Here is a 14225-nt window from a genome sequence, read left to right as displayed (position 1 = left end):
GGGGTAGGCGGTGAAATGCTGAACGGTAAAAAATCTTACCTTCTCAGTATCACCGCCCTTTTTTCTAAAAAGGGCTATGAACTGGTGGTAGGATTAAACTACTTAGTTGACATAAATAATCAGTATCACTTGACTGCCCCTATCATTAGTACATACAGGGCTTTCATAGAGGATACCATGAAGAGTGCAGGTAAGGTATCAAGCACTGCCACTGGGACTTTCGGTCAAACATACAGGGCTGATCTTGTATACGAACCTGAAGGAATAGAGGTTGAGACCGTATTGGCAACGGTGGTCAACTATCTCAATGATCTACATGGATTATTGAGTGCAGAATCAAGTACGCAGAAAGCACCTATTGCTGAGTTCGATGAGCATTTTAAAGTAAACATGACCGACACTGCTAATGCCCTCATTGAAGGCGGTACTGACTTCCAACGGCAGGACACCTTAGATGCCGAGTACGCGGAATTCACTAACAGCGGTGACGTTGCGATAAAGGTCAGCCTGGAAGAGCAGACCATCGTGGATGAGAAGATGAAAGACATGGGCATACAGGCTTTATCTTCAACAAAATATGTCTACGATGTTTTGGACATGTGGGAAGTAGAGGACTTTGCTCACTCAGAGAAAGCTGTATCAGAGTCATTTGCACCGATCAAGGAGATTTTAGCAAACGAGCGGCAGAAGGTTTCCCACGGTGTAGAAGTTCTTAGTGACACTCTCAACATGAGTAAGGAGTTTGCGGCAAAAGTTGAAGACTTCACAGAAGGTTACAAGGACGAAACCTTTCAGGGAGGAACAGAGGTTGTCAGGTTCTCGCACACCAGACGATTGCATGAGACGGTGGACGGCGAAATCGAAGAGTTCTCCAATACTCCTAATGTAACAGGGGATATAAAAGAAGCAGTCATTCAGGATTTCACATCAGGGGAGTCCATGACTTCCGAAAGTGAGGTCGTTCTTGAATCCTTTAGATCCGTTACGGGAAGAGACGCCGAAGCAAGCAGACCAGAAGACCTAACGGAAGCTCCTACGTATACTGCTGGATTGGCTGAACTAATTGAGCTTATAGATGTAGGCATGGATAGTGCTGTTGATGCTGAACTTAACGACTACCAAGCAGCAGAGAGTCATTCGGATGCGGGCGGATATGTAGACACTATAGGTTTGGCTGATAATATCAAGCATACCGTGGCCAGCGACCCTGAAGTAACTAAGGTAGCAAGATTGATGGAAATTATGTACGGCTCTAAGGTATTTGAGTACATCGAGTCAGGTATCGAGGAAATCGTCATGAATGCATCTCAAGGAGACCTATCAGAAGCAACGGTTTCCATGATTAGAGATTCCGTTCTTGAAGAAGTGCAAAGGGCATCCGTCGGAAACAGAACGGACGCTGTGGTGTACGGAACAGAAGTTGCAGAGTCGGGCGGTGACATGCAGGGTGTGAGGTACACCACAGAAGTAGCAGAGCCTAGCGGCGACATGCAGGGTGTGAGGTTCACCACAGAAGTAGCAGAGCCTAGCGGCAGAGTAGAAGCTATAGAGAATGTCCCTGAACGCGCTGAGACACAATCACCGTTTGTCGGCGTAACTGACCTTCCAGAATACGGAGAAATGACCGGAGCAGGTAATCAGGCTTTTATTCACGATATCGGTAAGGCTATCGCTGAAGCTAATAGTAAGCTTGCTGAACGACACAATCCTGAATATGCCACAAACACGATCTTCGGAGACGGTGTTTTACAGGAGACTGAGGTCGCTCAAACTGGTTTGACAGATATCAGGTCTGACCGACATGTTACTGAAGTCGGTGAGTATCATGATAGGTTCAATGACTACGTTGTACATGAGACGGAAGTTGCCCAGTACAGGGATATCTTCACGTACCAGAACGAGAATGACAGTACGAGGGCGAAACACATCACGGAGTACGAAGCCGTTGGTCAGGAAACGGAAACAGCTTTCTACAAGGACAGGGACTTCGAATACGTTACTCACGGAGACACGCTTGCCTATTCCTCTTCTAACTTTGATGCTACAACAGAAGAAACTCGTTATGCCAACGTTGAAGCACCTAACCATGATGCTATCCTTCATGAGATTGGGCGGGGGGATGTTCTTGCTCCTGAGCAAGACAGTATCCTGCACCAGACTGAGGTTGCTGAATCAGTTCATGTAAACGATGTTGTTATCGACCGTGGGGACGTAAGCAAAGGCGAGACCGTACTTGATTCTGTTAAACATGAGGACGGTTCTACTTATATTGGAGATGTAATCATGCCAGCAGTCATGACTGAAACAGAAGCAGGGCAGAGCGAAACAGTACTTGACGCAATTACCCATCAGGGAATTGATGCGGATAATGTCCTGTCGGTCAACGGCGGCGAAGTAGAAACCACAATTGAGGCAGACAGTGTAGTGTCTACTGGCGGGGCAGAGGTTGAGGATATATCAGAAGCCCTCCGTCAAAGAAAGACTCTGGAAACGACAATTCAAGAAGACACTGACTCTAGCAGGAAGCGTGTTCAAGTGGAGACAGCCATTGAGGAGTCTGCCGATGCAGAGCGTAAACGAATCGTACATGGGACTGATATCATAGAATCCAGCGAGTCCAGTCGCATAAAGGAAGCCATCGAAACAACCATCGAAGAAGGCGAGGCCGGCAGTCGTCACAGAGTGATGGAGACAGAGATTGCGGAAGCAGAGGAAGGTAAGATGATTACGCATCCTGAAAGCAAGAAGTCTCGTCTCTGGTTGATTATCGGTAAGATTGCTTCTTGGAGCATCTGGAACTGGAAGAAGACGAGGTAGGTGAGATAGTTGGGTGTATATAAGAGGTCAAGCGGACTTTTGTTCGATGACGGGTTTGATAACGGGGGTGTCCACTCCCGTTATACCCTTTCCCCTACGAATACAGGTTACTTAGATACAAGCTCAGGGCACTTCGTCCTAAACCACACAGAGGACGATAACCTCATGCTCTTCGACATACCCGACAACGAGTTTAATCTGTTGCTGGAAGTGACCGCAGACTACATTCCTACAGAGTACGGAGATGAGGGCGGCATTGTTGTATGGAAGGACGGGGAGTCACGAATAGAGTTCCTAGAAAGCATGGACACCGCAATACGCGAGTACAGTAAGTGGAGAGCGCTCCGTAAAGGAAACAGGTGGACGTTTTACGCTGACCGTGGTAATGGGTGGGAACTGTTTGATACTGATTCTCTAGTGGCAAGCAAGCTTGGGGTAGTCCTGAAAAACAAAGACGTTAGCGGCTACGTTCCAATGAGAGTAGACAAGATGGTTCTTTGTAAGAGCGATAAACTGACTGTGGGTAATTTACCTGAAGGGTTTACTGTATACCTGTGCGACCCAAGTGGAAACTCGGTAGCTTCTGCCACTGTGGAGAAGAACTGGACAGGTGTGGAAATTAACGTCCCCACCATGCCTTACAACGGAATCCTGAGAGTTTACGATACCAACGGTAACCTGGTATCTAGCCTAGGTGCTTTTGATATTTATGGCGGGGACTCATTCCTGTATGGTTCGGAGTTACAAGTCCACTGGAAGGGAAAGGAACTCAACGTAACAGGAGATACGTACTTAGGGACAATGTACGACAATACAATACTGGTTCAGATGGAATTGGTTAACCCTTCGGATACGAAACCAGCATTTCAGGTGAAGCTAGGCATTCTTCAGTATTTGGATATGTTTGGATACGAGTGGGTCGACTTGTGTGAGGATGATGGAGCAAATGCGCCGTTAATGAACTTTTCACCAATCCTCGAGCTCCCTGAAGTACCGCCAGCAAGCAGTTTGAAATTCTGGATGAAGGTAGAGAAGAAAAATGACCCCTTCGGAGTAAAACCAATTAACTTCATTTTAGACATAAATCACTTGTAAGGAGGTGGGAGCGTGGCAGGAACAAAAATGACGATTAAGCGTTACGGCCAAAACGAAAGGATGATGTACTGGGACGATCTTGAAATCATCGTTGACCAACAATACCTAGACGGCGGTAACGGCTTATACATTTATCTTGATCCTTACACCTATGTACCAGATATTGGACAATTAGAGGTTCATTTCAACGGACAGCACCTCCTTTCAGGTGGTGGGTACGAAGAGATAGATGATCGAACTATTCGACTCGACTTGGGTAGTTATCCAGACGATTACAGTGACCCTTCACTTGCGGGAACAGAGGCTCAGCTATCCCTGAACGATGAAATCCATATTCGTATCTGGAAGCTGGAATACCTTGAGAAGCAAAACTCAGGTGGCGGCCCTGGTGGGATAGATAACGACCTGCTTAAGAGACTCGAAGTAGAAATCATTAAGGCCAGGAAATACGGGGACACCGACGCTCCTCACCCTGATCTTGATACGCGTCTTGATTCTATAGAGCGGCGGGCAGAAAGTAAGACGATGGTGTTCGTCGTCAGCAAAGTAAGGGCGGGCAAGGTTAAGGTTGGATTGAGGTTTCCGTACAAGGGAGTCATAACAGCCATTCATGCTGACTGTGAAGTAGTGGGAATAGACGATACAGAAATCAGCATTGAGAAATGCTCCCATCAAGACTTTGCAACTACTCCTTCGTGGACAAACATCCTACAGACCAACCTAGTAATTGACGGTGGGGAAAAAACAAGCGATACGAGTAACTCCCCTCATACGGTTGCTGATACTGAAGTGAACGAGGATGACCACTACAGACTTGTTATTGAGTCGGTAGGGGAAGGCATTGAAGGATTGACCGTACAGTTAGTCATAAGGGTACTGTGATTACAGCGACCATGTGATTACATAGGACTGTATTCCTATAATGAAAAGTAAGAAATGAAAGGAGAGGTGACTAAATATGGCAGGAACAAGAGGGATTGCTAGACTGCGTGGTGAGCAGTTCAGTAATAAAATCATGCGTAACCAGCACTTCGATGAAGCCAATAAAATCAGCGAAAGCTATATTGATATCGACTATGCAGCTCACCGCGATATTCTGGAAGACACTAAAATTGACGTGTTTATTCAGGTCAATGATCAGGAAGTGGCAGGGGCTGACCATTTAGTCGTTACGGCTGATGTTGGAGTCAGACCAGTGTCTACGGCTACTAATGTGGAAGGTGTAGTCCTCACTGAGAAGGTTCAGATCCGCCTTGCGGGGACGGACTCTCCAATCGGTGACGAGGATTCCGATGTTGTTTACGGTAGACTGGTAGAGTTGGCGGGAGCTTATACGCTGAAGTTTTACAGCTTGGTAGATGGGGTTGAGCAACCTTATACGTTCGACGCAGGTGCTGAGAACATCGACTACCGCTTCGTAGTTCGTACCAACCTATCGGTTATCCCAGTGGATGCAATCATTAAGAGCGGCGCAGGGTTCGTAGAAGGGGCGACAGATGCCAAGGCATACATGAACCTTATTCAGCTGATGAAAGACTTGTACGGCGGGTCTGGTTCATTAGACAACGATGGAAATGCTAACCTCATGACTCCTATCGTGCAACAAATTGCCAACGAGGTTCAGGATCGAACGGATGCAGACACAGCTATTCGTAACGACTTGGTAAGCACCTCTGCAAGCAAGGGTGCAGGGTTAGTAGGTGTAATCACTGACCCTAATTACACAGGTATTACCGTTCAAGCGGTTCTCATCAACCTTGCAAGCCGACTTGCGGATGCTGAGGGAACAATCGACAGGGTTGACGCTGAATCTACGAGGGAGATTTACGAAGCCTTGGGCGGCGAGACAGAGTACATGCTGAAGAAGGGTGTTGCACGAAAAGACACGATGTACGTCCACATCAACGGACAGCTCCAGTCTCCTGAGATTCATTACGAGAATATTGAGGATAGTAGTGGAAACTACACAGGAATTAACTTTGCCCCTGATACTTTGCAGGTAAATGAAGGAACTCCTGATGTGCTAGATATCAGCTATAAGAGTGTCTTGTAATGAAGAGACCCCGAAAGGGGTCTTTTTGCGTTTACTCCTATTTTGTTAAGTCACCTCCTTGCCAACCTATATTGTGTATAGCATTCAACAAAGGAGGGGAAATCTTATGGCATCGCCATATGTACAGTGGTTTAACGTTACTAACACTAAACAAGAGAATGAGTGGCCAATTGGTGTCGTTGACGCAGGAGGCGTATCCCAATCAACCACATTTCTTATTTGGAACAACAAGGGCGTACGCTCGGATGTATCAGATATGACGAACTGCACCATTACGACCAAGGACGTACTAGGAGGTAATACGGGCGAGGTAGTTGTCAACAAGTGGATTGAAGTACGTGTAGACTCCCTAAACGAGATGGCTTTTACGCCAGTCGGCGGCACGGTAGTGAAGCTGGTACAGGCTGGTGGGGCGGCAGGTGCAGGTCGAATCAAAGGCACAGCTAATGATGGTTCTTTGGGCGCTGTTACTAACTACGCTAAAGTAACGCTCCAGGCCAACGTACCGGCAACAGCAACAGCAGGTAACTTTACATTCCTTACCCGTGTCGCTTACCAGTTTACGTAATAAACATACCCCACTGAAAAGTGGGGTATTTTTCAACCAATATAATGGGGGTATGTTCAATGTTTGGAAATCGCGATATTACGTCACCAGTAAAGCAATTGTTTGTGTGGGTGGCGGAGTACTTGGACGGCACATGCCTATCTGAGTTCGATTACAAGACGCAAGAAGAAAACAATTACTACAAAATCGACCGCAAAAATCTTCTGAGGTTTGGTCTGGTGGGTAATGGAGCATCCATGTTTTTTGAAGTATACGGTGGAATCTTTAAGATTCTTGGTCAAATGCTTGAGGTTTCGTATGTTACAGACGATAAGACTTACCAGCTTACTGGGCGGGCCATGATGTACAACGATATTATCACGTACAAAGATGCTGAGTTTTTATTCAACCCTACCGATCCAGGCTCGGGACAAACAGTAATCACTCAATTCAATTTTGGATATAAAGTAAAGCTTAACATAGATGGAGTGGACTTCCACCTCAAAGCCATTTGCCAGATTCCGAATAATAGCTTGGCTAGGCTTGAGCTGACGCTGGTTGCAAGCGAGGAACTGAACGGGCGCTTAGAGATAAAACGTAATGGAAGAAGCGTCGATGTGATTGACGCACCATTGACGAAAGAAGTGGGCGGCACAATCTCATGGGAGCTCAGGTAAGGAGGGAAAGTCATGCAAGAGGTAATTGAAAAGCGTACCGCCACTTCTAAGACGTATAGCTTAGGTAGCGGGAAATACCAAACTGAATACTTTTCTTATCCTGTGCATTACCTTGCAGAAGACGGTAAGACTATGCTTGAAGTGGACACAAACGTAGTTGGAATCTCTGACTGGGAGTTCACGGAGGGAGTCAAAACCAATTTCTTCAGAACATACTTCGGAGACCAAACCTCTGATAACTCCCACCTTTACGGTGTCGAGTTTAAGGATGGTGGCGGAGAGCGCTGGATTAACTTCAAATTAAGAAATGCCAAACCAAGTTGTTCAGAGATTAGCGGCAATTCGTACAGGTTCGTGGACTGTTTCGATGGGGTAGACGTTTCCTATGATGTTCTACCTGATTCTGTGAAAGAAACGATTTGGCTAGAAAGAATGACTACTATAAGAGAGTTTCTTTTTACAGTTAAGACAGGAGGTACAGAAGTCTACAAAGTTGACGATGAACTGGTCATCAAGGACTCAGAAGACGGGAAGGTACTATGGTCTATCGCGCAACCTTACATGGAGGATGCGGAGGGCAACGTCAGCTACGGCGTAATGTATGAGATTGACCATGACGGGGAGTTCTCGACACTGAAGGTTGCGGTTACGGATGAAGATTTCCTACGGGATGCTATTTACCCTGTAGCTATTGATCCGTCCGTCGTTATTGGGGATGCTACGGGGTTTAAGTTTTACCAGAGTAGTGAGAGAGCAGGTGCTGGGATGATGGGGGCAAGTGCTGATGGATACTCGTACACTTCTTCGTTCTACTACACAGCTTTCGATCAGCTTAAGAAAGACCTTGCAAAAGGTGTCAAGTTGGTCAATGCCTACATCGACTTATACTGCACAAACACGACACCTCCAAACGATGTTAGATTCGGTAACGGCGGGGCTGTTTTCTATTCAATATCTAGTCATTGGAATAATGGTTCTGCTCCATCTACTGCTAATGCTACATGGGTCGCACAAGTAAAAACACCTGGCGCAACGGGGAAGTGGCACAGAATAGATGTAAGGCCGTTTGTTACTGCGGACTTCCATGGGTTAAGGATGGTAGCGGGTGATGGCTATACCCGAGCTTTGTTCGCTTCCCCGACCAACGACAACACGTCATTACGACCTAAATTGGTTATCCAATATCTTCTAAAGCCTGTGATAGGCTTCCACGATGGGACAGGTGTCGGTACGGATTACTACTCGGATGGATATGACAACATCTTCAAACTACTTGACTTCGGTACTCTTGTGGCTGGGCAAACATCAGCACCAGTTCAGGTATTTGTCAAGAACTTGGCTGGGTTTGAGGTGACGAACCTGCGGGTACTCGTCACACCAGCGGAGTTTCCAAAAAAGACTGATATTGAACTCAGTCAGTTTAATAGCCCATTTATTCCAGAGCAAGTTCTGAGGTTTAATGGGACGTATGTTGATGAAGCGGAAGCACCGTTCTACGTTCGAATCGTTACGCAGGAAGACACGATGGTAGGCGGCGACTTCAACATTTACGCAAAAGCAGACCCGTTATGATAAGAAGGAAATAACCACTCATGGGAACTTTTGGAGAGCCGCTAACTTTGCAGAGGCAGGATGAAAGAAGCACAAGGACCGCAAGCGAGGAACTGAACGGGTGCTTAGAGATAAAACGTAATGGGAGAAGCGTCGATGTGATTGACGCACCATTGACGAAAGACGTGGGCGGCACAATTTCATGGGAGCTCAGGTAAGGAGGGAAAGTCATGCAAGAGGTCATTGAAAAGCGTACTGCCACATCCAAGACGTATAGCTTGGGTAGCGGAAAGTACCAAACGGAATACTTTTCTTATCCTGTGCATTACCTTGGCGAGGATGGGATATCTTGGAGTGAAGTTGATACCAAAGTCACAGAGGTCAAGGGATGGGAATTTACGGAGGGGGTCATGACCAATATTTTTAGAACCTACTTTGGAGACAAGACCTCCGATAACTCACATCTTTACAGCGTAGAGTTCAAGGATGGCGACAGAGAGCGTTGGATTAACTTTAAGCTTAAGAATGCCAAACCGAAGTCTACGGAGACCAGTGACAACACTTATAGATTCATTGATTGCTTTGATGGCGTGGATGTTGAATATATTGTTCTTCCAGAATCAGTAAAGGAGAACATTTGGCTCAATAGAGCAACTAATATAAGAGAGTTCGTCTTTACCATTAAGGAAGGCAATACTGAACTGTTCGAGGATGGTATCGGTGGACTCTTCATTACCGACCCTACGTCTGGGGAAATCCTGTGGGTTATTGACAAGCCTTTTATGGTGGATGCGGTGGGTGACAAGAGTTATGGGGTAACTTACGAGGTAGGTTTTGATGGGGAGCTCAAGACTCTAACGGTCAAAGTCGAGGATGAAGAGTTCCTTCAAAACTCCGTGTATCCGATTATGATTGACCCTACGGTTATCTTCGACAACGGAATCTATACGAATGGGTTTGCTGTCAAAACTCACACAGAGGGTTATCCTGCACCTTGGACTTATAACACCAACCCTGAAATTTGGATTCGTTGGTATAACTATGGAGCGGCTGTCGGAGGAATGTCGTTCGCTAAATTAGCAGAGTATACGACCGCTAACCATATAATCAATAAGGCGGTACTATCCTTTTACGTGACAAGCGGTTCAGGGCAAGTTGCAATAGCCAATCTGACCAGCCCAATCTCGACTGGTACAGGCAACAATGACAGCTTGTCCACCAATAGTGTGTTCTATGCCACCATAAATACCTCTGGTGGTAGGTGGTACGACTTAGACTTTACAGAGGAGTATGTTGCGAGAAAAAGTAACTTCTACGGATTTTACTTCTCCGCACCTAACAAGTATAATACCGCGAACTTGTACATCGCCACACAGGTACACTCCAACCCTGCTTTAAGACCAAAGTTGTCTGTACAGTACCTAGTAAAACCCGTACTTGGGTTTCATGATGGGTCTTCAAACCATGATAAATATTTCTCTGACGGATATGATAGCATCTTTAAGCTCCTTGACTTCGGAACTCTAGTGGCGGGGCAAACATCAGCACCAGTTCGAGTATTCGTTAAGAACTTAGCTGGGTTTGAGGTTACAAACCTTCGGGTATTCGCCCCACCATCAGAGTTTCCGGAAAAGACCGGTATAGAACTCAGTCAGTTCAATAGCCCGTTCATTCCAGAGCAAGTTCTGAGGTTTAATGGGACATATGTTGACGAAGCGGAAGCACCGTTCTACGTCCGAATCGTTACGCAGGAAGACACGATGGTAGGCGGCGACTTCAACATCTACGCAAAAGCAGACCCGTTATGATAAGAAGGAGGCAACCATTCATGGCAACTATTGGAGAGCCGCTGACTTCGCCGGAAGTAGGATGGAAGAGGTACGAGGACAGATACCAAGGCATCGCATACAAAGGGATATGGAGACCTGAGAATTTTGCAGGTCTCTCTAGTGGAACTCAGATGGTCTGTGACTCTGAGGGAGGTTCTGTTTGGTTCAAGTTCAAAGGAACGAGTATTAGAATTGTTTCTGCTTTATGGTCGGACGGAGACGATAACACAGAGATAGCGATAGACGGAGTGCCTGCAACCTACACCAATTTTGGAAACAACGTACTTCAATGCCTTGTATATGAAAAGGTAGGGTTAGACGACAAGGTGCATAATGTTAGGATCACAAATCGCACCAACAAACTCAGAATAGATGCGATTGATATTAATGACGGTGGGGAAATCCTAAGTAACCCTGACGTTTTTAATCCATCGCCCTCCCCAAGCTGGAGACGATACGACGCAGATAGCCCACTTATATTTAGGAGTGGGACTTGGGTTGTAGCAAATGACGCTGGTGCACAGTATTTCATCGGAGGTAGCTTGTACTTTACTAAGGAAAATGGTGCGTATTACGAGTTTCTATTTAAAGGAACTAAATTAAAATTAATAACCGAAACCTACTCGACAAATGACGGGGCAGTCCGTGTTCAAGTTGACGATGACACTTATACAGTATCTCAGAAAAGTGATGATGGTATAGTCAGGGCGTTGCAGACTATCTTTGAAATTGACGGTCTCGAAGAGAAGACTCATTTTGTCAGAATTACTAAGACAAGTGGGGGTCACATGTACCTTGATGCCATCGACATTGATGAGACTGGGAGTATTATACCCACCATAGGAAGTATCGTAACAGAACCAGAAGATGGATGGCGTCGATACGATGATAAAGATCCTGTACTCAGTTATGTCGGTACGTGGGTAAACGACACCACGGCGGGAATTTATAACGGTACCGGAACTTACAGTACTGACCTTGACGCCAAGCTAATCTTCAAGTTCAAGGGGACTAAGATTAGGCTTATTGGCTTCCTATTCACTAATAAGACGACAAGTGGACGTATTAAAATAGATGGGGTTACGGAGACATTCAGTGAGTACGGCGCTTCGGCAAAAGCCCAAACTGTAGTATATCAGAAACATGACCTCAACGATGGTGAGCATCTCGTAGAAATATCCTTCGGTAATGCTCAATTGTATATCGATGCTATTGATATCGACTCTGATGGACAACTAATGAGTAGGGACATATTAGGTCAAGTACTGCCGACACCAGATTCAGGTTGGGTTCGCTACGATGCGGACAACTGTACCGCTAGAAGAGGTACTTGGGCGTTGACAAACAATACTGCGACTAGGTTTTTCACAAACGGTTCGGTTTACTACACTACTACCAACAGAAATTATTTGGTATTCAAGTTTGTGGGGAGCAAGTTCCGATTGATTGCTGAAACACATTCAGCCTACGATAAAAACGTGGAGATTAGAATTGACGGAGATCTCGTAGATAACTTCTCAATAAACTACGGTAAAGACTATCAATCGTTTTCTCTGGTTTATGAGAAGACTGGGCTTGATTTCACGGAGCATACCGTGATGATTTTTAAGACTAGCGGGACACACATGCACATCGACGCGATTGATCTTGAGGAAGCGGGTACTATGTTACCGATTCCCACACGGGTTATTGGTGATGTGCTCACGTCTCCGCAAGACGATTGGCAAAGGGTCGACAGTTTGAACCCTTACCTGTCTTATAGAGGGGCAGGCTGGACGACCGTTAAAAATGCAAATTACTATAGTGGCTCTCATAGACGATCATCCAATGCGAACCTAACAGATACCCTTAATTTTGTGTTCAAAGGGACAAAGCTTAGATTAATATCGACCTGCGTTGCAACATCCTCAAACGATATCCAGATCACTATTGATGGTGAAACGGAGTATCTCACCCAAGCCTTCATTACTAGCTATCAGGTTCTGTTGTATGAAAAGACGGGATTGGATGATACTGAACACACTGTCGAGATTAAAAAGCTTGCTAATGGAAGGAACAATCCAGATTTCACCTTTGAAGCCATCGACATAGACTCGGAAGGGTACTTTAAGGCTATTGTAGGCTCGATGTTAACTGTACCAGAGGATGGGTGGCGCAGGTATGACGACACTGACCCTGCCATTAAGTACGTTAACATGACTTACGGCTCTAACGTCTCCTATTACAACGGAGGTAGAACACAATCCCTGACTGTAGGGAGTGGGTTCAACTTTGATTTTGTTGGAAGCTCCTTTAGATTAATAGGGGCTATCGGATTCGCGCAGGACTCTACTAGCGTAGACGTATTCATAGATGATATTAAGGTTCATACGATTGATTTGACATTCACGTTGGCGCAGGTCTACCAAGCCTTTTTGTTTGAGAAAGTAGATATGCCTTACGGTAAATACACAGTACGAGTCGTTAACAACCAAGCCAAAAGCTTCGTTCTTGATGCGATTGACATAGATGATAACGGGTACTTAGATGCTACCACTAACTACCCACGGACTGGTGGCGTTCTTCGGTATTCAATAGCGGCGATGAAGGTGGGAGATTTTATACCGTGCGGATACAGGGCAATGAGCGCAAACACAGCGGGCGCTTTCTATCGACTAGGTTCAGATGACGTGGAAACGGAGATACCTATTGAAACGCCTGTAGTCCCTTACGGGTTCTTCTACTTCATTAAAGTAGCTGAAGGCGTTCTCGTTGCAGATAGACCCATACAGCATGGCATTAGCTGGCTTAATCTGAATGCCTCCAATTACGTTCACGGAACGATGTTTACGGCTAACGATAACCCAGTAATGGTGTCGAATATTCACCCATACGGAAAGGCTTCAGCTAGTAGTATTAACAATACCAGTGTTGATGCCTACTTTGCCTTTAATGGAAAAGATGATGGGAATGGATGGATGACACAAGGTGGACAGAGGACTGGCTGGTTAGAGTACGAGTTCCCTAAACCCATTAAGATTCAAAAGTATTCGCTTAGAGCACCGACTAGCAACAATACAATAATGCCACGGGAATGGACGTTTGAAGCTTGGAATGGCTCGGGGTGGGTTGTATTGGATTCCAACTCATACGCAGGGTGGAAACCAACCGAGGAACGTGATTACGTGTTCCTGAACAATACAGAATACAAGCGATATCGTTTAAACATCCTTAGTAATGACGGACACAACTCAAACACTGGGATTAACGAGCTTAAGATGTATAGAGAGCCAGCCAGAATGTGGTTGAGGTTGATGAATGGCGGCAGGGCTTTCATTGACAAAAACGGCCACCCTACAAATAAGGACGTAGGTCTCGGCATCTTCCCGTCCAATAACGAGTGGGATAAATACTTAGGGAAAAGTGAGTTTAATAGACCAGACACCTATGACGGCGAGACGGTTTGGCGCTTCAATAGCATCGACGCCGAATGGACGCAGGACACTGTTCAGACGGGGTTTACTAGTGGCGGTGGCTTCGAGTCCTCAGGTTCAGGCAGGACGACAAGAGGTAAAGGAATCTATGATAATAAATATTGGAGTACGCTAGGAACAAATACTACTCCCAGTAAGGTTGGATACAGACCTATCGTTGAGTACTACTTCGATTAATCTCAA

General features: G+C 45.8%; 9 protein-coding genes. All 9 read left to right on the top strand.

Going from position 1 to position 14225, the window contains the following annotated elements; genetic code table 11:
- The first annotated feature begins 15 nt into the window (after positions 1-15).
- A complete protein-coding gene (locus tag AC0YNW_RS27560; RefSeq protein ID WP_475834598.1) occupies positions 16-2817 on the top strand; it encodes a hypothetical protein in 2802 nt (933 codons plus the stop codon).
- 9 nt (positions 2818-2826) lie between these two features.
- Positions 2827-3912, top strand: coding sequence for a cell adhesion protein (locus AC0YNW_RS27555; RefSeq protein ID WP_475834597.1), 1086 nt, complete (start codon positions 2827-2829; stop codon positions 3910-3912).
- A gap of 12 nt (positions 3913-3924) precedes the next feature.
- Positions 3925-4794 (top strand): hypothetical protein, encoded by an 870-nt coding sequence (locus AC0YNW_RS27550; RefSeq protein WP_475834596.1) that lies wholly within the window; start codon positions 3925-3927, stop codon positions 4792-4794.
- Between the two features lie 76 nt (positions 4795-4870).
- The gene (locus AC0YNW_RS27545; protein ID WP_475834595.1) at positions 4871-5965 is read left to right on the top strand and encodes a hypothetical protein; all 1095 of its coding nucleotides are present in this window, start codon (positions 4871-4873) and stop codon (positions 5963-5965) included.
- A 106-nt stretch (positions 5966-6071) separates the two neighbouring features.
- Entirely contained in the window at positions 6072-6533 is a 462-nt protein-coding gene (locus tag AC0YNW_RS27540; protein ID WP_475834594.1) for a hypothetical protein, read from the top strand.
- 59 nt (positions 6534-6592) lie between these two features.
- Complete coding sequence (locus tag AC0YNW_RS27535) at positions 6593-7189, top strand: hypothetical protein (RefSeq protein ID WP_475834593.1); 597 nt, start codon at positions 6593-6595, stop codon at positions 7187-7189.
- Positions 7190-7201: 12 nt separating this feature from the next.
- Positions 7202-8761 (top strand): hypothetical protein, encoded by a 1560-nt coding sequence (locus AC0YNW_RS27530; protein WP_475834592.1) that lies wholly within the window; start codon positions 7202-7204, stop codon positions 8759-8761.
- 209 nt (positions 8762-8970) lie between these two features.
- Positions 8971-10548: a hypothetical protein gene (locus tag AC0YNW_RS27525; RefSeq protein ID WP_475834591.1), complete on the top strand. Its 1578-nt coding sequence runs from the start codon at positions 8971-8973 to the stop codon at positions 10546-10548.
- A 20-nt stretch (positions 10549-10568) separates the two neighbouring features.
- Positions 10569-14219, top strand: a complete 3651-nt coding sequence (locus AC0YNW_RS27520) for a hypothetical protein (RefSeq protein WP_475834590.1) — start codon at positions 10569-10571, stop codon at positions 14217-14219.
- Positions 14220-14225 lie beyond the last annotated feature (6 nt).

The sequence above is a fragment of the Paenibacillus sp. J31R120 genome, from assembly GCF_056269225.1.
This window is presented reverse-complemented; position numbering and strand designations above follow the sequence as displayed.